Source organism: Sulfitobacter sp. M05 (genome assembly GCF_029285175.1).
Lineage (GTDB): Bacteria > Pseudomonadota > Alphaproteobacteria > Rhodobacterales > Rhodobacteraceae > Sulfitobacter.
Genome location: NZ_JABEDH010000001.1, coordinates 1595243 through 1620526 on the forward strand (window position 1 = coordinate 1595243; position 25284 = coordinate 1620526).

At 57.5% G+C, this 25284-nt stretch carries 25 protein-coding genes and 1 tRNA gene; 9 read left to right on the top strand and 17 right to left on the bottom strand.

The genetic code is table 11. The annotated features are described in order from the left end of the window. The first annotated feature begins 176 nt into the window (after window positions 1-176). Window positions 177-1013 (top strand): alkaline phosphatase family protein, encoded by an 837-nt coding sequence (locus HKX44_RS07890; protein WP_276150721.1) that lies wholly within the window; start codon window positions 177-179, stop codon window positions 1011-1013. 103 nt (window positions 1014-1116) lie between these two features. On the opposite strand, the gene HKX44_RS07895 is transcribed toward HKX44_RS07890, so the two are convergent. From HKX44_RS07895 to HKX44_RS07920, 6 genes are all read right to left on the bottom strand, one after another. After that, window positions 1117-2049, bottom strand: coding sequence for an alpha/beta hydrolase (locus tag HKX44_RS07895; RefSeq protein ID WP_276150722.1), 933 nt, complete (start codon window positions 2047-2049; stop codon window positions 1117-1119). Further along, a complete protein-coding gene (locus tag HKX44_RS07900) occupies window positions 2049-3926 on the bottom strand; it encodes an acyl-CoA synthetase (protein ID WP_276150723.1) in 1878 nt (625 codons plus the stop codon). The genes HKX44_RS07895 and HKX44_RS07900 overlap by 1 nt, the downstream gene beginning before the upstream one ends. Before the next feature lie 199 nt (window positions 3927-4125). Beyond that, a complete protein-coding gene (lysM, locus tag HKX44_RS07905; RefSeq protein ID WP_276150724.1) occupies window positions 4126-4557 on the bottom strand; it encodes a peptidoglycan-binding protein LysM in 432 nt (143 codons plus the stop codon). Window positions 4558-4624: 67 nt separating this feature from the next. Next, window positions 4625-6427, bottom strand: a complete 1803-nt coding sequence (locus HKX44_RS07910; protein ID WP_276150725.1) for an ABC transporter transmembrane domain-containing protein — start codon at window positions 6425-6427, stop codon at window positions 4625-4627. A gap of 84 nt (window positions 6428-6511) precedes the next feature. Then, window positions 6512-6586, bottom strand: a tRNA-Gly gene (locus tag HKX44_RS07915). A gap of 248 nt (window positions 6587-6834) precedes the next feature. After that, complete coding sequence (locus HKX44_RS07920; RefSeq protein ID WP_276150726.1) at window positions 6835-7899, bottom strand: AI-2E family transporter; 1065 nt, start codon at window positions 7897-7899, stop codon at window positions 6835-6837. A gap of 153 nt (window positions 7900-8052) precedes the next feature. Here HKX44_RS07920 and HKX44_RS07925 point away from each other — a divergent pair, with 153 nt between their 5' ends. Both HKX44_RS07925 and HKX44_RS07930 read left to right on the top strand, forming a co-directional pair. Continuing rightward, complete coding sequence (locus HKX44_RS07925; RefSeq protein WP_276150727.1) at window positions 8053-8406, top strand: hypothetical protein; 354 nt, start codon at window positions 8053-8055, stop codon at window positions 8404-8406. A gap of 74 nt (window positions 8407-8480) precedes the next feature. Continuing rightward, window positions 8481-10193 carry a histidine kinase dimerization/phosphoacceptor domain -containing protein gene (locus HKX44_RS07930; RefSeq protein WP_276150728.1) on the top strand — a complete coding sequence of 571 codons (1713 nt, stop codon included), beginning with the start codon at window positions 8481-8483 and terminating at the stop codon, window positions 10191-10193. 108 nt (window positions 10194-10301) lie between these two features. On the opposite strand, the gene HKX44_RS07935 is transcribed toward HKX44_RS07930, so the two are convergent. From HKX44_RS07935 to HKX44_RS07950, 4 genes are all read right to left on the bottom strand, one after another. Continuing rightward, window positions 10302-10475 carry a DUF1328 domain-containing protein gene (locus HKX44_RS07935; RefSeq protein WP_276150729.1) on the bottom strand — a complete coding sequence of 58 codons (174 nt, stop codon included), beginning with the start codon at window positions 10473-10475 and terminating at the stop codon, window positions 10302-10304. Window positions 10476-10579: 104 nt separating this feature from the next. Further along, window positions 10580-12154, bottom strand: a complete 1575-nt coding sequence (locus tag HKX44_RS07940) for a phospholipase D family protein (protein WP_276150730.1) — start codon at window positions 12152-12154, stop codon at window positions 10580-10582. Beyond that, window positions 12138-12713 carry an RNA polymerase sigma factor gene (locus HKX44_RS07945; RefSeq protein WP_276150731.1) on the bottom strand — a complete coding sequence of 192 codons (576 nt, stop codon included), beginning with the start codon at window positions 12711-12713 and terminating at the stop codon, window positions 12138-12140. Before HKX44_RS07945 ends, HKX44_RS07940 begins: the two co-directional genes overlap by 17 nt. Further along, window positions 12703-12858 (bottom strand): NepR family anti-sigma factor, encoded by a 156-nt coding sequence (locus HKX44_RS07950; RefSeq protein ID WP_276150732.1) that lies wholly within the window; start codon window positions 12856-12858, stop codon window positions 12703-12705. Before HKX44_RS07950 ends, HKX44_RS07945 begins: the two co-directional genes overlap by 11 nt. A 124-nt stretch (window positions 12859-12982) precedes the next feature. On the opposite strand from HKX44_RS07950, the gene HKX44_RS07955 reads away from it, so the two are divergent. From HKX44_RS07955 to HKX44_RS07970, 4 genes are all read left to right on the top strand, one after another. After that, on the top strand, window positions 12983-13798 hold the full coding sequence (locus HKX44_RS07955; RefSeq protein WP_276150733.1) for a response regulator: 816 nt from the start codon (window positions 12983-12985) through the stop codon (window positions 13796-13798). Window positions 13799-13866: 68 nt separating this feature from the next. Beyond that, window positions 13867-14190, top strand: coding sequence for a DUF883 C-terminal domain-containing protein (locus tag HKX44_RS07960; protein WP_276150734.1), 324 nt, complete (start codon window positions 13867-13869; stop codon window positions 14188-14190). After that, window positions 14190-14531 (top strand): phage holin family protein, encoded by a 342-nt coding sequence (locus HKX44_RS07965; RefSeq protein ID WP_276150735.1) that lies wholly within the window; start codon window positions 14190-14192, stop codon window positions 14529-14531. The genes HKX44_RS07960 and HKX44_RS07965 overlap by 1 nt, the downstream gene beginning before the upstream one ends. 136 nt (window positions 14532-14667) lie before the next feature. After that, a complete protein-coding gene (locus HKX44_RS07970) occupies window positions 14668-15318 on the top strand; it encodes a Crp/Fnr family transcriptional regulator (RefSeq protein ID WP_276150736.1) in 651 nt (216 codons plus the stop codon). On the opposite strand, the gene HKX44_RS07975 is transcribed toward HKX44_RS07970, so the two are convergent. Genes HKX44_RS07975 through HKX44_RS07985 form a run of 3 tightly spaced genes read right to left on the bottom strand, consistent with a single transcriptional unit; the run spans window position 15302 to window position 17556 of the window. Beyond that, window positions 15302-16510 (bottom strand): DUF2254 domain-containing protein, encoded by a 1209-nt coding sequence (locus tag HKX44_RS07975; protein WP_276150737.1) that lies wholly within the window; start codon window positions 16508-16510, stop codon window positions 15302-15304. The genes HKX44_RS07970 and HKX44_RS07975 overlap by 17 nt on opposite strands. Window positions 16511-16525: 15 nt before the next feature. Next, window positions 16526-17023, bottom strand: a complete 498-nt coding sequence (locus HKX44_RS07980) for a DNA starvation/stationary phase protection protein (protein WP_276150738.1) — start codon at window positions 17021-17023, stop codon at window positions 16526-16528. Between the two features lie 59 nt (window positions 17024-17082). Beyond that, a complete protein-coding gene (locus HKX44_RS07985; RefSeq protein ID WP_276150739.1) occupies window positions 17083-17556 on the bottom strand; it encodes a CreA family protein in 474 nt (157 codons plus the stop codon). Between the two features lie 134 nt (window positions 17557-17690). Between HKX44_RS07985 and HKX44_RS07990 the strand changes: the two genes are divergently transcribed. Then, on the top strand, window positions 17691-17891 hold the full coding sequence (locus tag HKX44_RS07990; RefSeq protein ID WP_276150740.1) for a CsbD family protein: 201 nt from the start codon (window positions 17691-17693) through the stop codon (window positions 17889-17891). A 190-nt stretch (window positions 17892-18081) separates the two neighbouring features. On the opposite strand, the gene HKX44_RS07995 is transcribed toward HKX44_RS07990, so the two are convergent. Then, the gene (locus HKX44_RS07995) at window positions 18082-19767 is read right to left on the bottom strand and encodes an amidohydrolase (RefSeq protein WP_276150741.1); all 1686 of its coding nucleotides are present in this window, start codon (window positions 19765-19767) and stop codon (window positions 18082-18084) included. A gap of 225 nt (window positions 19768-19992) precedes the next feature. Next, window positions 19993-21195 carry a M24 family metallopeptidase gene (locus tag HKX44_RS08000; protein WP_276150742.1) on the bottom strand — a complete coding sequence of 401 codons (1203 nt, stop codon included), beginning with the start codon at window positions 21193-21195 and terminating at the stop codon, window positions 19993-19995. 469 nt (window positions 21196-21664) lie between these two features. Here HKX44_RS08000 and HKX44_RS08005 point away from each other — a divergent pair, with 469 nt between their 5' ends. Next, the gene (locus HKX44_RS08005) at window positions 21665-22357 is read left to right on the top strand and encodes a DUF1045 domain-containing protein (protein WP_276150743.1); all 693 of its coding nucleotides are present in this window, start codon (window positions 21665-21667) and stop codon (window positions 22355-22357) included. A 123-nt stretch (window positions 22358-22480) separates the two neighbouring features. On the opposite strand, the gene HKX44_RS08010 is transcribed toward HKX44_RS08005, so the two are convergent. Then, on the bottom strand, window positions 22481-23044 hold the full coding sequence (locus HKX44_RS08010; RefSeq protein ID WP_276153704.1) for a hypothetical protein: 564 nt from the start codon (window positions 23042-23044) through the stop codon (window positions 22481-22483). Further along, window positions 23041-25284: a molybdopterin cofactor-binding domain-containing protein gene (locus HKX44_RS08015; RefSeq protein WP_276150745.1), complete on the bottom strand. Its 2244-nt coding sequence runs from the start codon at window positions 25282-25284 to the stop codon at window positions 23041-23043. The genes HKX44_RS08010 and HKX44_RS08015 overlap by 4 nt, the downstream gene beginning before the upstream one ends.

Below are 25284 nucleotides of genomic sequence, written 5' to 3' on the forward strand. Positions count from 1 at the left end.
AGGCGCCTGCCGGTGCATCACAGGTGTACGGGAGGTGTACCCGGGGTGATCCGCCGTTTTCCCATCCTTAACAACGGGTTCACCCCGATTCGCCGGCCCCTTGGTCATCCGTCATTAACCATTGCGCGCAACGGCCCCCTCGGCCACCATACCCTCATCCAGAACGGAGCCGCACCATGGACAACAAACTTCTGCTGATCATTCTCGACGGTGTACCTCACCGCAATTTCCGCCGCCTGTTCGGCAATCTCGAAGGCTGGGTCGACAGCGGCGATGCCCGCGTCTGGAAACACCGCGCCGCCCTGCCCTCCACCTCGGCCTCCTGCTATGCAACGATCCACACCGGTGTCACCCCGCAGGAACACGGCTGCACCGGCAACGGCAATGTCTTCCGCCTGAAACACAAGGATGTTTTTGCACAGACCCGCGCCGCCGGCGGCGTGACAGGGGCGGTTGCCCATTCCTTCTGGTCCGAGTTCTTTAACCGCCATCCCTTTGATTACGTTCGTGATATCGAATATGACGAACCCGATAGCGACACCATCAACCATGGCCGCTTCCACACCATGACGGGTTACGGGCTGATCAATCAGATGACCCCGTCAGACGTCGATCTCTTTGCCACGCTGACCAACCTCTGTCTGCGCCACGGGCTGAACTATGGCATGTTGCACACCTGTACCTTGGACAGCATGGGCCACCGGTTTTTCCACGAAAGTCAGGAGATGGACCACGCCTGTCACGTCATGGACGAGATGCTGGCCCCCTTCATCCCGCAATGGCTGGCCGCAGGCTATGAAATCATCGTGACCGCCGATCACGGACAGGACGAACGCGGCCACCATGGCGGACGCGGGGCACTGCAACAGGAAACTGCCCTGTATTACTTCGGGCCCGCCGAAGGCCCGCCCGCGGACACCGTGATTGATCAGGTGCAGCTGGCCCCGACGATCCTGCACAGGCTCGGGGCACAAGCCGCTAACACCATGAAAGCCAAGAGTTTTCTAAGCTAGAGCGATCCACCTTAAACATGAGACGCTTATGCGCCGCCTCTCCCTTTGGTCGAACGCGAAAAGCGATATATGCGGGCTCAGGTTAAAGGCGGGACGCCTTAGATCAATAGGGCCAGTCGCCCCGCCCTAGGGCCGTGACCCCCTCGACCACCCGGTCAAAAAATACCGCCGCCCGTGCGCTCATATTGCGCGCGCGCAGGCAGGCATGAACCATTCCCGCCTCGTTAAACCACACCGCCTTGCCGCCCGCGCCCCGCACCGCATCGCGGTAGGCCTCGCCGTCACTGGCCAATGGATCACATTCCGCGCTGATGACAACTGTGGCAGGTAATCCCTTGAAATTATTATCATGCAGCGGCGCGTATCGGGGGTCATTCTCGGGCACATCTGCCCCGCCAGTGCGCACTGTCTTGTAAAACTCCAGATCCGCCATGGTCAGTTGCGGCGCATTGGCGTGGGTCACATAAGACCCTTTGCTTTGGTCCCCGCCCAGCCCGGGATAGATCAGCACCTGTCCGATGATCCGCCCGTCCACACGGCCCCGCGCATGATGGGCCACTGCCGCCGCAAGGTTACCGCCCGCACTGTCCCCGCACAGCAGGATGTCGCCGCTGCGCTCTTGTGCGATGGCCTCGAACGCTGCCCATGCATCATTGAAACAACGGGGAAATACCGCCTCGGGGGCAAGGGCGTAATCTACTGATATCACGTCAAAACCTGTACGGTCACAGAGTTCCGCACAGATGTCGTCATGGCTGTCCAAGCCCCCCACCACAAAGCCGCCGCCGTGATAATAGATCACTGTGACGTCACTTTTGGCGCGGGTGTATTGGCGGCAAGTCACACCGCCAAAAGCAAGGTCACGCACCCCCACCCCCGCCGGGCGCGGGGCATGGAACACACGGCACATGTCATCATAGGCCGCGCGCTGCTCTGCGATGCTCATCTGCACTGCATCCGGCGGATAGGCCGCATCCAGACGGGCGATATAAGCCCATGTCTGCGCGTCTATCAGCCGGGTGTAGTCAGTGGCCATCAAACAGCATCCCATGGCCTTGTGTAGCCGCCCAGCACGCGGTTAACCTCTGCGTCCTGCGTACCGTTCATGGCAATCTTGGCGACCAGCCCACGCTTTTTGTCGTCGATCACATGATCCACCCGCGCCGCAAGGCCCGCCGTGGTCAACGCATCGTCGTAGATCCGCGTAATCGCGTCCTTGCGCAGATCAGGCTTAAAGATCTTGCCCACCGCCGTCTTGGGCAGCTCGCCCATGATCTTGATGTGCTTGGGCTGCGCTGCACGCTCTTTCACATGCTCCTTGCAATACAGGATCAGCTCCTCCGGCGTGACCGTCGCCCCCTCGACCAGCTCGACAAAGGCGCAGGGCAATTCACCCGAATGCGCATCCGGCTGGCCAATCGCACCAGCAAAGCTGACCGCGGGATGACCCAGCAGCGCCTCTTCGATTTCGGCGGGGTCAATGTTGTGACCACCCCGGATGATCAGGTCCTTTGAACGCCCCGTGATCCACAGGTACCCGTCCGCATCCACGCGCCCCAAATCGCCAGTACGCAGGTATTTACCCTGATAATACAATCCCTTGTTCTTTTCCGCTTCGGTATAGGTGTTGTCGACATAAACGCCGGGGTTGGACACACAAATCTCGCCAATCTCGTCCACACCGGCCTCGACATCGCCCTCTGCACTGCCTTTGACAATCTTGACGTCCGTATAGGGAAACGGAATGCCGATCGAACCGATTTTCTTTTCACCATCCACCGGATTGCCTGACACCAGACAGGTGGCTTCGGTCATTCCATAGCCTTCGACAATGGTCATGCCCGTGGTCTTTTCAAACCGCCGGAACAATTCAAGCGGCAGCGGGGCCGACCCGGAAAACGCGGTTTTTACACTCGAGATATCCGCATTGACCGGCACCTGCATGGTGGCGGCAAGCGCTGTGGGCACAGAGACCACAAAGGTCACCTTATAGCGTTCCACCAGCTTCCAGATGTTATCAAACACCCCTTCCCCGCGGTAGCCTTGCGGCGTCGGGAACACCACATGCGCACCAGAAGCAACAGCCCCCATCAGCATGACCTGACAGGCCATAACATGGAACAGTGGCAGCGGACACAACATCACATCATCTGCCGTCAGCAGGGTCTGCGCCCCTACCCAGCCGTTATAGATGGCACCGGAATACAGATGCTGGGCAACCTTGGGCATTCCCGTGGTGCCGCCGGTGTGAAAGTAAAAGGCCACGCGATCTTGCTGGACATCCTCAAACGCCAGTTTCGTCGGATGCTTGTCAACTTCAGTATTAAAATCAAGGTACTTGGCCTGATTTCCCACCTTCCCCTTGGGCCGGATCAAAGGCACGATCCACGACTTTGGTGGGGTCAGGTAACGCACCAGATCCACTTCCAGAACCGTATGCACGCCCGGGGCCAGTTTGACCGCCTGCGCCGTTTTTTCGGCCACGTCCGTTTTGGGGAAAGGCCGCAAGGTAACAACAACAGAAGCCCCGGTTTCACGCAGGATCGACCCAATCTGTTCCGGATCAAGCAGCGGGTTGATCGGTTGCGCGATGCCTGCAACCGCCCCACCCAGCAGGGTCATTACCGCCTCGTTACAATTGGGCAGCACATAGGCCACCACGTCCTTTGGCCCGATGCCCAGCCCCCGCAGCATGTTTGCTGTTTGCGACACCCGCCCGTGCAGCTGGGTCCAGGTAAAGGTCTCCGATTTGTCCTTCGGACCCGACAGGATCTGATAGGAAATTGCTTTGTGATTGGGGAACTTCTGTGTGGTTTCACTCAGCTGTCCGTAAAGTGTCGTGGGCACATCACGGTCAGCCCATGGCATCTGCGCAACAATCGCATTGCGGTCTGTCATCCCGGCGTATGGCATCGCCTCTCCTCCCTATTCAGCCGGTTTTCGGCCTCTCTTATTTGTCGGGAAAGGATGCGGCCTATTCGGTTTTTTCGCAAGTATCGGTTGGGGCAAAACGCGGCGTAACTTCTGACAAAACCAAAAAACAACGGCGACACCAACAGGTGCCGCCGCTCTTGTTTCTCTCTGACGTCCGCAAAGCGGGCCGTCGTTGATATCAAGCCGCTGGAATACGCAGAACCTGACCCGGGTAAATCTTATCCGGATGGGTCAGCATGGGCTTGTTGGCCTCGAAGATCTCAGGATAACGGGATGCTTTGCCAAGTGTCTTTTGCGCAATCGCGGACAGGGTATCGCCCTTTTCAACTGTGTGGAACGTCGGCTCGCCTTCGCCCCCTGCGATCTGGTCATCCACTGCCGACACGCCTTCGACGTTGCCCACAGCCAGAATAACCTTTTCCTTCATTTCCTGACTAACAGCATTGCCGCTGACCTTGACCTGATCCCCTTCAACGGTGATCTCAAGGCCCTCGGCATCCAGCCCAAGGTCTTTCAGTTCGTCATGCAGCGCTGCGCCGGAAACTTCGGCGTCATCATCGCCGCCGAATACTTTCTTGCCAGCACCTTTAACAAAACTCCACAAACCCATTTGGTTCTCTCCTTATATGCGTTCAGACGGAGTATGGCCCGTTTTGCATCACGGGTAAAAGGGGGAATTACGGGGCTGCTGTCCCATCCGTGAATTGCAGGCGGGCAAGCCGTGCATAAAGGCCATCCTTGGCCACAAGCTCGTCATGGGTGCCGGTCGCGACGACCTGCCCCTGATCCAGAACCACGATGCGGTCGGCCTTTTTCACCGTGGCCAGACGATGCGCCACAATCAGAGTGGTGCGGTCTTGGCTGAGGATATCAACCGCCTCTTGCACGGCGCGCTCGCTCTCGGCGTCCAATGCGCTGGTGGCCTCGTCCAGCAACAACACAGGTGCATCCCGCAGAATGGCACGGGCGATGGCGATACGCTGTTTCTGGCCACCTGACAACATGACACCGCGCTCACCCAGATAGCTGTCATAACCTTCGGGCAATGCTGCGATAAAGTCATGCGCAGCCGCCGCACGGGCCGCCCCTTCGACCTCGGCATCGGTGGCATCAGGCCGACCAAAGCGAATGTTCTCTGCGGCACTGGCTGCGAAAATTACCGGATCCTGCGGCACCAGTGCCACCGCGGCGCGGAACTCTGAACGGGTTAGGTCGCGCAGATCGACACCATCCAGCGTGACCCGCCCGGACTGAGGATCATAGAAACGCAACAACAGCTGAATGATGGTGGTTTTACCGGCACCGGACGGGCCGACAAATGCGACGGTCTCACCGGGCTTGATATCAAGCGTGACCCCCTCAAGGGCAATAACATCGGGCCGCGCAGGATAGGTAAACTGCACCGCTTCGAAGCCAATCTCGCCGCGCACCGGCTGGGGCAACATTTTGCCCGCGTCAGGGTCAAGCACCGTGTCATCGGTCTGCAACAACTCAACCAGCCGCTCTGTGGCACCGGCGGCGCGTTGCAGTTCGCTCCAGATTTCCGAAAGCGCCGCAACCGCCCCTGATACCATTACGGCATAAATCACGAACTGCACCAGTGAACCCGCGGTCATGTCACCGCCGCGCACATCTCGGGCACCGATCCACAGCACCCCGACGACCCCGGAAAACACCAGAAAAATAACGATTACAGTCATAAAGGCACGGATTTTGATCCGTTCCTTGGCCTTGTCAAACGAGGCTTCGGTGATGGTGGCAAACTGTGAACGGCTGGCGTTCTCATGGGTAAAGGCCTGCACGGTTTGCACCGCAGACAGGCTTTCCGAAGCATTGCCAGACGAGGCTGCAATCCAATCCTGGGTCTCGCGGCTTAGCGCGCGCATCCGCCGGCCCAGTGTCAGGATCGGCACCACCACAGCAGGCACGATCAACAGGACCAGCCCCGCCAGCTTGGCCGAGGTCAGCAGCATCAGGATCAAACCACCGATAAAAATTAGGAAGTTACGCAGCGCAATGGAGATCGAGGACCCGATCACCGACTGGATCAGCGTGGTGTCCGTGGTGATCCGACTTAATACCTCGCCGGTCAGGATACGTTCGTAAAAGGCCGGGCTCATGCCGATCACACGGTCAAACACAGCCATCCGGATATCAGCGACAACCCGTTCCCCCAGCCGCGTCACCAGCGCAAACCGCAACGCCGTGCCCAGCGCCAAAAGCGCAGCAACCGCCAAGGCCGCCATGAAATACTGATCCAGCAACTGCACATCAGCGGTGTCGAAATTGTCGACCACACGGCGCACCGCAAGCGGCATTGCCAGCGAGACCATGGCCGTTGTCACCAAAGCAACACCAGCGGCCAGCATCAGCCAGCGATATGGCATCAGAAAAGGCACCAAGGCCCGCAATGATCCAAACCGGCGCGATTTTTCGCGTTCCTTATTGCCATTCGGCGCGGGGAGTGGCGCAGCTGCCATTGGACTTCCTCTATAGCGTTCCTGCCTGATGGCGCGGCTGGCCGTCAGCGTCAAGTCCAGAGCATGTCAAAGGCAGGGTGTCACTGGAGCGGGCGGAGGGAATCGAACCCTCATCTTCAGTTTGGAAAACTGAGGTCTTAACCATTACACAACGCCCGCTCAGCAATGCCTTCTCTATTTGATACGGTAAAGAGCGTCAACTAAGCAGATGACAACGGGACGAAGTTTTATGGGCACAGCAATTGACCGTTTGGCTGAATGCCTTGCGTCACAGCGAAAGTCCCAGCGCCCACAGGGCGAAACGCGTTTCTTGTTAAGAGGTCGGGTAGCACCCAAAGGGGCTGCGCCCTGCCCGCCTGTCGGTTTCCCCCGTGGCGCGGCGGCATGTCAGATCCGACAGAAAATGTTCACTGTTTTGCCTCTGAAAGCGTTTTTGTTCCCAGAAAATTACCCAAGACGGCCAAGCTGGGCACATTGTCGCAGATCACTTTCAACATCACCAGAAACGGCACCGCCATCAACGCCCCCGGAACGCTCCACAACCAACTCCAAATAATCACAGTCAGGAAAACCGAAACCGTGTTCATGTTCAGGCTGCGGCCAAGGATTGTCGGTGTCACGAACTGGGCCTCGAATGAGGTGCAAAGCGCATAGACCATCGCCGGCAGCAGCCCCAACCCCAGCGTATCAAAGCTCAGGACGCCGAAGGCGGCAACAAGCACGGTACCAAACAGGCTGCCGAGGAAGGGCAGAAAGTTCAGCGCGAAGGCCACGACGCCCCAAAGAACTGCGTTTGGCAGGCCAACAAAGTGCATCGCAAAGCCGACACAGAGGCCGAGTACCGCATTGATCAACGTAATGGTCAGGAAATAGCGAGAAATCTGGCGTTCGATGGCCCGGGCTGTGTTTTTGGCCCGGCGTTTGTCGGATGATGTCCGAAAAGCATCAACCAACTTGTCATAAAACAAGTCTCCGGAAGCCAGAATGAACAGGGCAAAAATCAGACCAAGGCCGGTAAGCGCCATGAAATTGAAGATGCTGCCCGCGGCAAAGGCCAGCAAACCGGGCTGTTTCACCGCCACAACCGCCGCTCCGTCGCCTCCGCTGGCCAAATCCTCAACCTGTTCGCTGGCGTTCTTGACGTTTTCTATGGATGCCAGAATTCCCTTCAGTTTTTCGCGTAACTCGTTGCCCATCGCGGGTGCATCAGACACGATCTGGGACACTGGGCCGCTGAGCAGGTAAAAGCCCAAAAACAGGATCGAACCGGTTCCGAATATGATTGCAGCAGCGGACACCGGCGTAGGGATGCCAACACGGGAACAACTGCGCACCACGGGACTGAAGGTCAACGCGACGATCATACCGATCATAATCGGCAGAAACATATCCCTTGCCACATAAACTGCCGCAAATGCCAAAATGACCGCAATAAACGTCAGTAAGTTCTTGATTTTACGTAAATCGTCCAAGTCGTGCCCCCCATCGGACCAGAGCGTCCAGAACGCAACCTTCTCGAACCAACCGGCAAATGTGGATTTCGTTCCCTTACTATGTCAAATATTAAAGACAGTCTTTATCAGACTAGTTAGGTAAGGCTTTTACTTGGCTTCTGGGGCGATCTAATGACGACTAATGACAGCCGTTTTCTGGTGATGGGCATTACCGGACTGGTACAATTCGATCTAATTGGCGCAATCGCAGAGCATTTTCCCGCCGCCCAAGCGGTCACAGTAGAGACCGAGAGCGAGGCGATCGAAGCGGCCAAGCAGCCCGCAGGCGTTGAGTTCGCTTTCCTTAATATCGGACCGGACGATTTTGCCGCCAGTGATCTATCGTCCCTTTTTGGTGCCCTCAAGACCAAGGTTATCCTGCTAGGGGACGCAGCAGAGGAAGCGGCAAGCAACAGCCCCTTTCCGGTGTTGATGCGCCCCTTTTCAGGGGATGATGTGTTGGGGCTTCTTGGATACAATCCGTGAATTTCCGGTTTCCTTGAACCCGGCACAGCCTATATGTCGTAAAAACCCGGGCTAAATCCGAAGGATTCCGACATATGAAGCAGACCTTAGCAAACCTCTGGGCCGGTGTGGACCGTCTGGGTATTCGGCTGGCTGTCGTTCTGGCAGTGGCGTTGCTTCCTTTGATGATCGTGTCGATTGTCCGTTCACAAAGCGTGGTAAACGAGGCCCTCGCTAAGTCACGTGCAGCGCTGACAGGGGTAACGCTGAACGCGGTTCAAGACGAGATCCTTAGCATCGAGGGGGCCAAGGCTGTTGCCCAGTCACTTAGCCATCTGATGCCGGGGCTGATCGAAAACCCCGAGGAATGCAGCCGTTTGATGCGCCAGACATTGCAAAACACAGCATTTTCATTCGCCGGTTTTTACGACCCTGCCGGCAATGTCACCTGTTCAAGCGCCCCTGCGCCCTTTTCGTTCGAAGTCACACCACAGCTTGAGGCACAGGTTGCGGACCCCAAACCACTTGTTCTGGTAAACGAGGACGCACCGGCCTCGGGCACCTCAGTCATTTATGCCTCCCATCCCGTCTATGACAGCTCCGGTGGCCTGATGGGGTTCATAGGGGTCTCGATCCCACATAAAGAGCTGCGCAAGTCAGCGTCAGTGCCCACAAACGCGGTCTTTATCACCTTGAATTCGCTCGGTTCTGTGCTGACAGCACCTGAATCTTTGGAAAAGGGCAAGGCGGTCATGCCCCAGCTGCATCCCAGCGAATATATTTCAGAAGAGCCAAAGAGCTTTCGCGCAGAAGGTGCGGACGGAACGGAACGGCTTTACGCATTGGTACCGGTGGTCAACGGAGAGCTTTACGCTCTGTCTACCTGGCCCCTAGATCATGACGTCAGAGGCAGTTTTTATCTCACGAATCCGGCGTTGTTTCCGGCCTTGATGTGGCTGGCCAGCCTGGCCGTTGCGTGGTTTGCTACGTCGCTTTTTGTTACCCGCCATGTCGTCAGGCTGCGCCGCACTATGCGTGAGTTTGCCAGCACGCGACGCACCACCACAGATCAGGAGTTCCAATGGGCCCCGCGTGAATTGCGGGACGTCGCAGACACTTACATCAGCATGACAGATATGGTTTTGCGCGACGAAGCCAAAATAGAAGACGCGCTGCGCCAAAAGGATGTTCTGTTGCGCGAGGTTCACCACCGGGTGAAAAACAACCTGCAACTGATTGCGTCAATCATGAGTATGCAGATGCGCCAGACGCGGTCAAAGGAAGTAAAACAGATCATGCAAAGCCTGCATGATCGGGTAAATAGCCTCGCAACGATCCACCGGAGCCTGTACCAGACATCGGGACAGGCCGACATCAGCATGGACGAACATCTGAATGTGATCGTCAATCAGGTGGTCAAAATGGCTGCGGCGCGCGATACCGCGATCAAGCTGGAAACCGAATTCGAGGAAATCCGACTGGTACCGGATCAGGCTGTGCCCCTGTCCCTATTCGTGACCGAAGCGATGACCAATGCGCTGAAATACATTGGCGCGCCTGAAGGCCAAAGCACAACCCTGCGCCTGAGCCTTGAGGTGCTGGAGGATGACATCGCCAGAGTGTTGATCACCAACTCTATCCCCCCTCAGACCGCCCCTGCGGACCCCGAACGCTCATCCGGTCTGGGCTCCGAGCTTATGGAAGCCTTTGCCATGCAGCTGTCCGGTGATTTTGCCGCCAGCATCAAAGAGGACCGGTTTGAGGTCAGGCTGACCTTTCCAATTGACCCGCTGACAGAACAGGGCTGAACCCGCCAAAGGATTGGCATCGGCAGACACCCCCCATAGATAAAAAAAGACCCCGCTATGTAGCGAGGTCTTTTTGCTTAGGGTCTTAAACGGCAGCGCAAGACGCGCTTACACCGGTGGTTTTCCCCGAACGGCCCGTGCCACCATCGCGATGGCAAACAGGATCAGGAACAGCACAAAGATGATCTGCGCCATACCCGCAGAGGCACCGGCGATGCCGCCAAAGCCCAGCGCCCCGGCGATCAACGCGACAACGAGAAATGTTAAAGCCCAACCTAGCATGGTCTGTCTCCACAAATAATTTAGCAGTTTCAGTTTCTGCAAAAATAACCGGAGCGTCGGGAATTGGTTCCGAGATTTATAAGCAGTGCTGCGCGGCCCCGCGCCTAGACCATTTCTTCGGGGGCACCGGGAAGGGCCGTGCCGATGCTGCGACTTGGTTCCAGCGCATGAGGTACAATGAATCCCTTGCGCGCTTCCGGTGGCAGGGCCTCGTTTGACAGGGCGCGTTGCTTCCATTGTTCGAACCGCGCGGCCAACCCGCTTTCCGGTGCCTCCCCCAACCAGTGGAATGAAACCTTGTCGCTCAGCGCGTGGACCTGCGCCCCCTCCGTGACCACCACCCCGCCCTCAGCGTCCCATTTCATGCTGCGTCCGTTCAGGTTTGCCGATGACACAATGGCAGCGTGATCGTCAAAAATCGAGACTTTCGAATGAACATAGACGATGGGCGCACCAGCAAGCGTCGCACGTGCAGCCCGCGTATCACGCTTGTCCGGGCGGCGGGGCTGCACCGGGCTGACGACCAAAAACCGATCGCCAAACTGTTTACGGATGTGGCCCAGACCGCGCGCTTGCAGGTGTTCGCCGAACCTTGCGTCCAATGAGACCTCGTCGGTGAATGCCACTTCTTCTGGGGCGGCAGGCACCAATGCGATCACCCGCAGGTCCGGTTTGCGTTTGCCCGCAGCCACCAGCGCGGCCACAATCCGGCGGTCGCGGAAATACTGGGTTTCCAGATAGATCAGTTCGCGCGCCGCAGCGATCTGCTTCAGATGCTCCTGCAACAGCGTGTCCTTGACGTTTTCCGGGGCCAGTCGAAAGCTTGTCCGGGCCCGCCGCCGCGACAGCGTCATTCGAAACGCAGAGCTTGTTTCGGGCGGTTGCCCCTTACGGTTGATCACATCCGGGAGCCTTGTCAAAAAGGTGCAAGCATCACGCGCAAGGGCCGGATCAGTCGACACCAGTTGCGTATCATGCCATGTATCCTGCGCCGGCAGATCATGGCCGGCATCATCAACCCTGCGTTCGTTTAGATCCAACCCGCCGATATAGGTGGCACTGCGGTCAAAAATTGCCATTTTATGATGCAGGGAAACCGGATGCAGCCTCGGCAACGCCGTCGGGCGCATCTTTATCCTGCCCTCGCGAACCCGTATCAAATCGTGCAGGCCGGGCGCAAAACGCAGCCGGTCAAGCCCATTAGGATCGTCATTCAACCTTGCAATCGTCTTGGAAAGCGCCTGCCGTGTTTTAATGGCAAACATCATCCTTGGGACAATCCCGCCTCTGGCCGGATGCAGGATACAGCGCACAGTTATCGTCGCCGCGCCACGGTGCGTCAGCTCGTTCAGCGCGGTTGTCTGGGCAACAAAATGCCACGCCTGACTGTGCAGATCGAACGCCATGACCGGATCAAAATCGGACAAGGTTAGGTCAATCGGCACGCCACGGTTAAGGGTATGCTGAAATAAGTCAGCCCAGGTTTCCCCTACCTCCCGCGCACGCCGCGAAAGCAACCGCGTGCGCGGGTCAAACAGGCGAAACCCCATGTCGACCCTGTGCTGTGCATCCAGGAACAGTGCTTCAAGCTTTGGATAAGCCTCTTGCGCTGTGACCAGAACCTCAAAGCCTGCCTGTCTGGACGGACCGCGTTGAGTGCCATCAGTTTTTTCGGACACTTTGCCCCGCAACGACTACTGCCATAGTCCCCGAATCCGTCAACTCAAGCGAGTCGTCAGGTGACAGATCAAGCAACTCGACCAGTTTTTGACGGGCGCGGTTCACACGACTTTTCATCGTGCCGGTGGCGACACCACACATTTCTGCCGCCTCGTGATAGGCAAACCCCGACGCCCCGACGAGGGTTAACGCCTCGCGCTGGTCATCCGGCAGGGTCTCGAAGGCCTCAAGGAAGTCATTATAGGCCAGCTTGCCATCATGTTCAGGTTTCACAGCCAGATTGCCGCTCAGCACCCCGTCCACGTCCGCAACTTCACGGCGCGATTTCGTGTAGGTTGTATAATATGTGTTCCGTAAGATTGTGAAAAGCCAGGCGCGCATGTTTGTTCCCGCTTCAAACTTGCCGATTGATTTCCAAGCTTTCATCACGGTTTCCTGCACCAGATCGTCAGCCAGCGTACCGTTACGACACAGGCTCAGGGCAAAGGCCCGCAAAGCACCCAGATGTGTCACAAGCTCGTCTCTCGGATCTATATCCGCGATGACGTCATTTGCCATTTTGCTCATCCTGTTGTCGCAATTGCTCGATCAGGGAAGTAAGGTTTGCCGGCAACTCTTCCTCGGCCTTTTCCTGAAAGGACCTGCGTAATTGCTCTTTTATCAGCGCGGAACGCTGGTTCTCATGTCTATTCTCATTGTTCATGGCCCGGATGCTCTCCATAGATTTTCTGAACCCCGCAAAACGGAAAAATTTCACATATTAGATGGAACCAAACCACGGATGTCGAGTTTGGTTCCAAAGAAAATAAAGAAAACAAGGAAACACAATGACACAGACCGCATCAGAAAAGCCTCTTTCGCGCGTGGTCGCGGACCTGCTGCCGTACCTGCGCCGCTATGCGCGGGCTTTGACCGGTTCACAGCAAACCGGGGATCGGTACGCCGCAACCACATTAGAGGCCTTCCTGACAGATCGTTCCATTTTTGAAACGGCCTCCAGTCACAAAGTCGCGCTTTTTGGTGCTTTTCACCGCATCTGGTCCAGCCTTGGTGCCCCGGTGCAGGACGACGAGACCGGCATGACCGCACAAGCGCAGCTGCATCTGTCACGATTGACAGAAAACACACGCGAGGCGTTGCTGCTGAACACCATCGAAGATTTTTCTGTGGCGGAAGTGGCCGAAATCATGGAAATTGAAGAGAGCGAAGCAACCGAACTGCTGCGGATCGCTGAGCAGGAAGTCGAAAAATCCGTCGCCGGCAACATCCTTGTCATCGAAGACGAAGCCATCATCGCATTGCATATCAAAAAGATCGTCACCGAACTGGGCCACAATGTCACCGGTGTCGCCCGCAAGCATAAAGACGCGGTCAAACTGGCGGCAACCGAACGCCCCGACCTGATCCTGTCCGACATTCAGCTGGCGGATGGTTCTTCTGGTGTTGATGCTGTGAATGAAATTCTCGCAGACGCCGGCGACATTCCGGTGATCTTTATCACCGCCTTCCCAGAGCGCCTGCTGACCGGTGACCGTCCGGAACCAGCGTTCCTTATTTCAAAGCCCTACACCGAAGATCAAGTGCGCTCTGCTGTCAGTCAGGCCATGTTCTTCTCGTCTTCCGAAATTATCGAGGGGCACTGATCAAAATACTTGGAACCATTCCGCTGCGCCGGGGTTTGGATGGTGAACGTAAACAAAGGAGACACCTTATGGCACAGTCAACAAAGAGCAACATTGCAGAGTTGAACACAGACGTCACCAAACAGATGGCTATCCTACGCGACGACATCGCCAATCTGACGGCAACCGTCGCCGAATACGGCAAGGCACAGGGCGACATTGTGAAAGCGGCGGCGACGTCCAAGGCCAACAATGTTGTCGAAAACGGCACCGCAGCGGCGGACGCGGTGAAGGCGAAAGCGACAAAGTCCTATTCCGACGCAGAGGATGCTGTGCGGGCAAACCCGGGTGCCGCCGTTGGCATCGCGGCGGGCATCGGCTTCCTGGTCGGCATGATTTCGGCACGCCGCTAATGTTTGGCATCGAAAAGAAAGTAGAGAAGGCCGCCCGCAAAGGCGCGGCCTTTTCCGCAGCCGCCCTGTTGGGGTGCGTCGGTGCGGCATTTTTGACCGCCGCGGGTTGGATGGTGCTAAGCGAGTTGCGTTCAGATCTGTTCGCAGCAACCGTCATCGGGGCCCTTTATCTGGGGGCTGCGGCGATTGCCGCCGCTGCCGGCCTGAAAGAGCCCAATCGCCCAGCCAAAGCCGCGCAACAGCAGCAGCAACTGCCGCAAGATATGACACCGCTGCAAATGGTCGTCTTGTCGTTCTTGCAGGGCTTCGAACAGGGGCGCCACAAGGACCGCTCTGTCTAAAGCAACTCTAATCTTTTAGGTGACCAACTTGTTTCAGAGAAAATCCGGTCGCAGTAAAAATGGCGTTTCGTGCGACAACTGTCCACTTCGCCCGAAACGCATTTTCAAAGACTTTAATGCTGAAACCCTGACGTTTATGAAGCGATTTAAGGTGGGTGAGCTGTCCGTTGATTCAGGCACACCCCTCTTATCCGAAGGATCGAGCACGCCGCAGGTGTTTACCGCCCTCAGCGGCATGGGACTGCGCTATAAGACCTTGGAAACCGGCGAGCGACAGGTCATCAGCTTTATCATGCCGGGTGACTTTATCGGCTTGCAAGCTGCGGTCATGGGAGAGATGCAGCACTCTGTTGAGGCGACAACCGATATGGTTCTCTGCGTCTTCGACCGGTCTGCCCTCTGGGATTTGTTCAAACATGAACCGCAACGTGCTTTTGATCTGACTTGGGTCGCCGCGGTAGAAGAGCATTTTCTTGGCGAAACCGTCGCATCATTGGGCCAACGGACCGGCACAGAACGTCTTGCCTGGGCTTTGGTACGCTTGTTCATCCACCTTTCGGCGCTTGATCTGAAGAAAGGCAATTCCGTCCCCCTGCCCTACCGGCAACAGGATCTAGCGGATGCTTTGGGCTTATCGCTGGTGCATACCAACAAAATTCTAAGCAGCTTTCGCAGCAAGGGGCTGGCGGTTTGGAAAGAGGCACGCCTAAGCGTTCCCGATCTGGCGAAGCTGGCCAAAATCGCTGCGGTTGATCCCGAAGCGGAACCGGTCAGACCCCTGATCTGATCCGCTTGGCCAAATCGTCCACGGCGGCCCGATTGGTGTCAGTGGCCAAATCGGAAAGGCGTTCAAGCGTATTTAGCATCTCCTTGCGTGCAAGGGGGTCATCCTGAATATAACTGACACATCCCCCCAACGACACGTTCAGCAACGCGTCGAATTTAATCGGGTTTGCCAGAACGCCCTCGCAGCGAAAAATATGCAGCTGCCTGTCCACCCGTACCATCGCGGCCAAGCCGGCCTCCATCCATTGAATACAGCTGATCGCGGTGAACGGATCGTTCAGCCCCGGTGACATCGCGCGGGCCACGATCTCGACCAGTTCTTCCGCGATAAAAATCAGGTTCTGTTTCTCTGTTTTTGTCAGGCCAAGCGCCACGGCTTCCCGCAGGCACCGCTCCACCTCTTGGGACAAGGGAGACACCGCACCCCAGACCCGCAAGGCGGGGCGGTGCGGGTTCATAAACGCACCGGGGGTTTCAAGTATCTCGATTACCCAACCATTTTCCGCGGCGAGGTCGCCAAGCCTGTCTTGTGCAATATTGTGGATATATCCCGAGGTGCGCAAATACACATCGACCGCGTCGGACTGGTACACGGTCACTGCCACCGGCTCAGCGTCCAGCAAGGCCTCGATATCACGGCCAAAACGCTGGCCCAACCCTGCCACGATATTGGACGCGCTGATTGTTTCGGGCACATGGTGGACGTGGTAAATCATCACAAACACCGACACGAGCGCGAGGATCATCGTAAGAATGATGGAGAAATGCGGGACAAAAGCCGCCACATCGTCCTGTGGGCTTTCAATAGCACGTAGCACCAACAGAGCAAAAGTGAAGGTCGATATCAGCACACCAAGGGTATATTGGTTGCCCCTGTCGCGCATGAAATTCCCAACAAGGCGCGGACCGAATTGCCCCGAGGCAAAGGACACTGCGAGCATGGTAAGGGAGAACATCACCCCCGCCACGCCAATCATCGCCTGGGCGATAACCGAAACAATGGCACGCGCGCCTTCGGCACTGACCACATCGTTCATCCAGCGGGGGCGGAGTTTGGAAATTTCGGGATGGCCGTCCACGATCAGGGCCGCAAAGGCCAGCAGAATCGCGGACAGCACCAAAAATGTGGGCACGAACCAGTAACTTGCCCTTATGTCATCAAGATATTTCTTGATCCGCGCACTGAAGAACATAGGGCATTTTACCTTTTAGGTGGTCGCAAGGGCGCGCAGCATCCAGGCTGCTTTTTCATGAAACGCCGCCCGTGCGGTAGCCAGATCTTCGGTCACCGGGTCGCCTGCGTCTGCTGCCTTTTCGATCACATCGTGCAACCGCTTGGCAACCTTGCTGTGATCCTCTGCCAGACTATTACACAAGGTAATCGCATCCGCAGCTTCAGTGATGTCATTTACAACCGATCCTTTCAGCAAAGCCGAGGGCGACATGGCAGTCAGATGCCCCAGCGCACGGATACGTTCGGCGATCTCGTCTGCGGCAGCGAACAGGTCACCATACTGTGCTTCTGTCAGGTTATGCACCGCGTAAAACATCGGTCCTTCCACATTCCAATGAACGGCGTGAGTCTTGATCGTCAGATTGTAGGTATCCGACAGGACCTTGGCCAAGTCCTTGGCCACAACCTTGGCGTCTGTCACACCAGTTTTGATTTCCACGACCTCGGGGGTTGGTTTCAAAGCATTTGTCATTTGAAGTCTCCTTTCCACAAAACAACCGATGTGGACGCGCTTCGTTCCCTCTTGCAGCGTCAGTTTTTGCGCGCAACGGCGGGATCGAACAAAGGAACCGTGGAAATAGACATTTTGGCCGATCCGTTTTGCAATTCATTGGCATGGGCGATGTAGATCAAAGTTTGGTTGGCCTCGTCAAAAATCCGGGTGACGCGCAAGGATTTCAGGATGATTGAACGGCGTTCCGAGAACACCCGCTCGCCCTCATCATCGCGCTCAATGTCGCCCAGTGTGATCGGACCGGTCTGGCGGCAGGAGACGGAGGCATTCGAGGGGTCTTCGAACCAGTTCCCTTTTTGCAGACGGTCAATCACCCCACGGTCGAAATAGGCAACATGACAGGTCACCCCTTCCACTTCGGGATCGGAAAACGCCTCGATCAGAATGTCGTTGCCAAGCCAGTCAACGTCGACATTGCCAACCTGTTCGGCCAGCGAGGCAACGGGAAAAATCGTGAGGGCAGCAGCAAAGATAGCGCTTTTGAGGGACATATTCGTTCTCCGGACCAAAGGGGGACAACCAACTGTAACGCAAATGGTTCCGGTCATCGTTTTTGGAACGCTTTCGCCACAGCGTAGTTGACCTTGCAGACGACAAAAATTGAAGTTTTGACAGGAGTTCGACAATGAATTGGGACCAGATTAAAGGCGAATGGAAAGTCATGAAGGGTAAGGCACGCAGCAAATGGGGCGATCTTACCGACGATGAGCTGGAAGAAGCCGCAGGCGAGCGTGAGAAGCTCGAAGGCTTGATCCAGAAGCGTTACGGCAAGACCAAAGAACAGGCCAAAGAAGAGGTCGACAGCTGGATGAATGAAAGCGCGTAACCCCGCATACCCACCTTCCCCGCTTGACCTATTGTGCGGGGTGATGTGGCATAGGACGAAACGATCAAGGCTCCCTTGCGGGGGCCTTTTTATATAGACCATATGTGTGTCCCCGACGATGTTACCCTTTGAAGTTGCGCACCGCGCAGAAACAAACCGATGTCGCCGAGCCGCAGAAAAAGCCAGTGCCTCAGACGGCTGAATAAGTGATCTGCCCGTCGCATATCGTCTTGACCGCATGGGCCAAAGTGATCTGGTCCGGTGCCAGCGCAAACAGATCACAGCTCATCACGACCACATCGGCCTGCATCCCGGGTTTCAACATGCCTTTGACGTCTTCGTTGAATTCCACCCAAGCGTTATCCTGGGTGTAGCTGGCCAGCGTATCCGTCAGGCTTTGGGTCTGGTCCACCCAGCCGGGGCCCAGATCAAGCGGCGCAATGGCTGCCTTTACATTGGGCATGACATCCACAGGCATCACCGGCCAGTCCGTTGAAAAGATCACCCGAGCGCCACTGTCGCGAATGGTTTGCCATGCATAGGCCCCTTCAATCTGATGGGGATGCAAACAGGCACCGATGTCATCAGACGGGAAAATATGCCCGATAGGCGCATGACCGGGCTGGATTGATGCGACGATGTCCAAGGCAGCCAGTCGCGGAATGTCGCTAGGGTGCATTACCTCAAGATGTTCGATGCGGTGGCGGGCGTCACGAGGTCCATTGACGTTTCGCGCCGCCGCATAGGCGTCAATTGTGCGCCGCACACCCGCGTCCCCGATGGCATGAACCGCAATTTGGAAACCGTGGCGATCTGCTTCGATGGTAGCGGCAACAAAATGGTCTTGCGAAAACACCGCATCGCCTTGGTTATCGTCTTCGCCCATCTTGCCGGGATAAGGCTCAAGCATCAGGGCCGTACCGCTTTCGATCACCCCGTCGATGAACATTTTCATATGGCCGCACCAAACCTTGTCGCCCTGAAACCGGTCGCGCATGGCCACGCCTTCGGTCGCGATGCGGGCGATGGCATCTGTGCCTTTAAAGTGGAACGGCACCATGGTCCGGCAATGCAACCGGCCTTCGGCCTCCAGCTCGCTCAGCAGTTCCAATTGGTAAAGATTACCGTCCATCAAATGCAATCCGGTGATGCCTTGCGCGGCGCAATGGCGCAGCCCCGTCTCGATCACATCCTTGTCCATCTCGCGCTGTGCCGGGGTGGCGGCGGGGCTCGGATCACGCCCTGTGACCAAACCCAGCATGTCGCGGCCCTTGTGGCGGGTCATCTCAAGGATCGGTCCATAGGCACCGGGTTCGAGCAATTCGCCACTGGCTTTGCCGTCCTGACCTTTCACAATGGTCGATCCGGCATCCACCTCGGGGGCGTCGATCAGCCCTGTCGCCTCCAACGCCGCGGTATTGGCCCAAATCGTGTGATGGTCCGGCGCATAGAGCGCCATCGGGCGGTCCGCGATGATCTGATCAAGGTCGTGGCGCGTTGGTGTCGTGCCAGTACCAAGGATGCCGTAATCCGCCATCACACAGAACACCAATTCATCCTCTGGATGGGCCGCCGCATAGGGGCGGATCAACCGTGTCATTTCCGCAAGACCGACAACACCGTACAGATTGAGACAGGTCAGTTCGACCGCACCGCCAAACAAATGCACATGGCTGTCGATAAACCCGGGCAGAACCGTACCTCCGCAGGCATCAATCACCTGCGTCTGCGGGCCGGCCAGCGCGGCAATTCCGGCGTTACTGCCAACGGCAGAAATCAGACCACCGGTGATCGCCAGCGCCTCTGCGGCGGGGTTCGCTGGATCAAAGGTAACCAATGCGCCGTTCTGGATGATAATATCAGGGAGGATCGTCATGGCATTTCTCCGCAAGGAAGGCCTCCCCGGGAACCTCGGGGGCGGTTGTAATTACGCTTGCAACACGCAGCAGCAGACACACCAGTCCGACAATGATTGTCGCCTACAGCCCAAATTATGATCAAATCTCAATCCACTGCAAACGAAAACCGGCACTTGCACCGCTTGCAGTACAATCAAGAAGGGGCAGTGCGACAGGCCAAAGACCCGCCGCACTGCCGCTTTTCAGGCAATCACATTAAAGGACGGCCCATAGGGATAACCCGTGATATTCTCTGCCCCCTCATCGTTAATGATCAAAATGTCATGCTCGCGATACCCGCCAGCCCCATCAGTGCCTTCAGGTATCGTCAGCATTGGCTCCATGGAAATGACCATGCCGGGTTCCAGAACCGTGTCGATGTCCTCGCGCAGTTCCAACCCCGCTTCGCGCCCGTAATAATGCGACAGCACGCCAAAAGAATGCCCGTAGCCAAAGCTGCGATATTTCAGCAAACCACGTGCCTCAAAGAATTGATTGATCTGTTCGGTTACCTCTGAACAACGCGCCCCCGGTTTCAACAGGCTGATGCCATATTCATGGGCTGCGACATTGGCCTCCCAGATTGCCAGACTGGCCGGATCAACCATTTCGACAAACATCGTCCGCTCCAACGCGGTGTAATAGCCCGAGATCATCGGAAAAGTGTTCAGGCTGAGGATGTCACCCGCCTGCAACGCACGCGCCGTGACCGGGTTATGCGCCCCGTCAGTGTTGATCCCGGACTGGAACCAGACCCATGTATCGCGGTATTCGGCATCGGGAAATCGCTTGGCAATCTCCAGCTCCATGGCATCACGCCCTGCCATCGCGACGTCAATCTCGCGGGTACCTGCACGCACAGCCTCTTTGACGGCATAGCCCCCCACATCCGCCACTTGGGCACCGGCACGGATCAACGCAATCTCGGCCGGCGATTTATGCATCCGGCGGCGCATGGTGGCAGGTGCCATGTCAATTATCGACTTGGGTGCCAGATAGGTATCCAGCCCCGCCTTCTGGGTCAAGGTCAGGTGATCCCCTTCAATGCCGATAACCTGCCCCGTTCCTGTGACAGAGCGAACGGCCCGCCAATAATTTTCACGCTGCCAATCCGTATAGGTGATGGCATCACAATGGCTGCGCCGCCACGGTTGGGCCGCATCAATACCAGCACTTAACGTCACCGCATCGGTCAGGGTCACAACCAGACCATAAGGACGCCCGAAAGCACAATAAAGGAAACCGGAGTAATAGGCGACGTTCTGCATCGAGGTAAAAACACAGGCCTCGACGCCCGCCTCCCGCATGTCAGCGCGCAACAGGGACAGACGGCTTTCATATTCTTGACCGGCAAAAGGAAGGGTCTTTTCCCCCTGATGAAAGCGATAGAATTCTGGACGGTTCATGGCAAACAACCTTCGAAAAAGCTGCTGGCGCACTGTGATCGGGCCGCACCCTTCTCACCGCGCAAGCAGCAACAAAAGTCCCGGCGTTCAGGAAGGTGAACGGGATGTGCATCGCATGATGCCGGCGACGCCATCGCCAACCCGTGCCCTCTGATGGCGCAAATACCAGTGCCTTGGCAAGCATTTTTCACACCATTCACTCAGCCGCCTTACTTCTTTGAAAGTCACACAGCCCTTTGCAAGGACGCCCATTTGCGGCATAAGATCGTTATTTGCTGCCCCTAGGGCCGGGACCCCTTAATCCCTTGCCGTCAGTTTGCCAGATTTGTTCGCCAACAAGGAACATCTGTGCAGAAATCCCCTGTCGGGCAGCGGTGCTTCTGCTTAAAATAGATGTGATGATGGAAGCGGCAAAACCCGCCGGGCGATACAGAACTAAGGGGTCCTGACCCTAAGGAGCAGCCGAAAGATGACGGACAAGGTTTTCGAACGATACGCGATTTTCTATACCCCCGCCGCCGGCCCCTTTGCAGAGCGCACGGCGGCATGGCTGGGCTGGGATTCGGCAAAAAGCGCAGACGTTGCCCGCCCTGAGATAGCCGGGGTTGATCTAGCAAAACTTACCGCCAGACCGCGCCAGTACGGCTTTCACGCCACCCTCAAAGCCCCATTTCATCTGGCGCAAACCGCATCCCCTGAAACCTTGCGCCAAGCGCTTGATGAGTTCGCACAAAACCACGCCGCCGTCCGCCTTGGCCCGCTGGAGGTCAGCACAACCCATGGCTTCCTCGCCCTGCGCCCAACATCAGCTCAGCCGGGGCTGCAAGAACTGGCCGCAGCAGTTGTCACGAAACTGGATAGGTTTCGCGCGCCCCTGAAAGAAGAAGATATTGCGCGTCGGCGCAGATCACGCCTTACCCCGCGACAAGATCAATATCTATGCAACTGGGGCTATCCCTATGTCATGGAGGATTTCCAGTTTCACATGACTCTGACGGGTCCCTTGCGCGAAAACACACATGGCCCTGTTCTGGCGCAGGCCCACGCATTGATCACCCCGGTTTTGCCGACAACCCTGCTCATTGATGCCGTGACCCTGATGGGACAGGACGCGCAGGGCATGTTTCATCAAATACGCCGCAGCCCCTTTGGCACGCAGTAACGCCGCGCAGCGGGCAAAATCATCCGGCCCTCCAGCGAGGCGGCACAATGCCCTAGCCGACAAATGCTCCCTTCCCCCTCTTTTTGGCCTTAAATACTGTCCGCACTCACCTCAGAGCGCCCCTCACTGGCAAGGGCTCCCTGCCGCGCCCCATATCTCCACATCGTGTGCCATGGCATCCGCGCTGCCTGCCGGCTTTGACCGGCCAGCACCGGGGGCAAAACCCCAAGCCACAAAGGGCGAACTGCGAAGGTGTTCGGCCAGTTCCGCAATATCATGACTATCATTGCGCGCGGGGTCGCGCAGCTGCGCGCATAGGGTGGCGCTGGTTTCGTCCAACCAGTCCAGCTCGACCGGGGGCAACCGCCAGGCATCCTCGATCTGAGGCGCCGAGGGGGAGGCCACGTCGCGTCCCGCCGCCGTAATGTGACAGGTCCGGCAGGGCATGCTCTCGGCACCGATGCGGCTGTCATCCGCCTTGACCCCCATCCCGTGGGGCACAGCGCGGCCAAATCCCAGCCCGGCCCACATCGGTGCCTCTTGCGCCCCGACATGGCAGTTCGTGCAACGCGGATGCGAGGCCACAGCATAAATCCGGTCCCATGCCGCCAGCCCCTCTTCACGGGTCACGGTTTGCGCCGAAACCCCGGAACCGGCGATCATTAATCCGACAAGCATCCCCCTCATACAAAATCCACCGACTTCGAAAATGGCAACTCCCTGATCCGCTGACCCGTAGCGGCAAAAATCGCATTGCCCAAAGCGGGCGCGGCAGGCGGCACACCGGGCTCACCGATGCCACGTATCTTGTCGCCGTTTTCCAGCCCGCGTGCCTCTATTTGCGGAGTCTGGTACAAACGCATCCCCTCGAAGGCATGGAAATTATCCTGCTCTGCAACACCCTCCGCATAGGTGGTCTCGCAGTTCATCGCATGGCCCAATCCCCATATCACGCCCCCCGACAACTGGGCTTCGAAATTCACCGGGTCCAGCACACGCCCGACTTCAGCGGCAACAAAAACCTTGTCGATCCGGATGCCCTCGTCTGTATCGGTGACCTCGACCACCTGCGCAGTACGCACGCCAAAGGCCAGCGTGAAGGCCAATCCGCGTCCGCGTTTCGGCCCAAGATCACTGCCCCAACCGGACATCTTGGCCACTTCCTCAAGCACCGCGCGCGACAAATCATCCGCGCAAAGGCGTAGGCGCTCGGTCATCGGGTCAACCCCGGCGGCATGGCACAGCTCATCCAGAAAGCTCTCGTGCAGGAAACCATTGCCCGACGCCCCGACCGACCGCCAGGAACTGACCGGCACCATGGCCGGCACCCGATATCCGGTGACGCGGTAATTCGGGATGGCAAAAGGTTGATCCCACGCCCCCCCAACGATCGCCACATCAGGCCCCATCGCCGGCTGCCCCAACCGCGCGAGGGAGGATTCAGTGACCGAAGGGGCTGCAATCGACAAATCAAAAGCCTGCACCGCTCCCTGCGCGACCACACCCCGCGCCCGCGACATCGCCAGCGGTCTGGGGAAATCATGGGTCATGTCTTCTTCACGGCTCCAAACCATCTTGATCGGCGTATCGGGCATCTGCATGGCAATCTCTACGGCCTGCCGGACATAATCATCTTCCAGTCGTCGCCCAAAACTGCCGCCCGACATCAGCACATGCACATGCACCTGTTCGGGGTCCAAACCAGAAACCCCCGCGGCCCCCTGCTGAACAAATCGCGGGATTTGTGTCCCGGTCCAGATGTCCAGCCGCCCTGCACTCAGCTGGACAACAACACTCATCGGTTCAAGCGGCGCATGGGCCAGATAGGGAATGCGGTATTCGGCCTCCATCACCTCTGACGCGCCCTCCAGCGCCGCAGTCACATCGCCCTCGTCCTTGAACTGGCTGTCCTGCCGCTCCGCGACAAAGGATGCAGCCACCGCGTCAAACTGATCTGCGGTATCCCCGATATAGGGCGACGGCCCCCAGTCGCATTCTACCGCTTGCGCTGCTTGGAACGCGCGCCAGGTATTGTCGGCCACCACGGCAATGCCGCCGGTGATTGCCACCACGGCCTTCACTCCGCGCATGGCTTTGGCCTCGGTTGCGTCAAATCCCAAGATGCCGCCGCCAATGGCCGGATTTGTGCGGGTGGTGGCATGCACCATCCCGTCCATCATCAGATCAATGCCATACTCCTGCGTACCTGTGGATTTTGCCAAAATATCAGTGCGCCGGTGCGGTTTCCCCAAGCTCTGCCATGTGGCCGGATCCCGCAAAGTAACATCCTCAACTACGGGTGTTTCTGCCGCCGTGGCCGCCAGATCAACATAGTCCATCCGCGTCCCATCCGGCAGCACCACCGCGCCTTTTTCGGTGCGCAGCTGATCCGCCGACAGGCCCGTCTGGGACGCTGCCGCCGCAATCAGCGTCTCGCGGGCCATGGCCCCCGCCATGCGCAGACGATCATACATATCGGGCACCGTACTGGATCCACCGGTCAATTGCAGACCCATCAATTTGCCCACCACATCAGAGGCCCCGCGCCCTGCACGGGCCATAAAGCTGTCAGAGGTTGCGGCAATCGGCATCCCTTCGGCGGCAACGACACCGTTGTAATAGGCCGGCGCAGGCGGTCCCGGATCAATCCTTACTCTGTCCAGATCAACATCCAGTTCTTCAGCGATCAGATGCGCTTGTACCGAATAGGCCCCCTGCCCGACATCCGCGCGCGGTGTGATCAATGTAACCCCCCCTGCGTCAATCTTGACGAAGGGGTTAAAGGTCACTTCACCATCAGCCAGCCCCGCCTCAAGCGGGTTCTCGACCTCGCGTTTATACATATAGGTGCCAAAGGCCACACCGCCGAGTATGGCCGCAGACCCAACCAGAAAACTACGCCGTGCAATTGTTTTGATGCGTCCCAT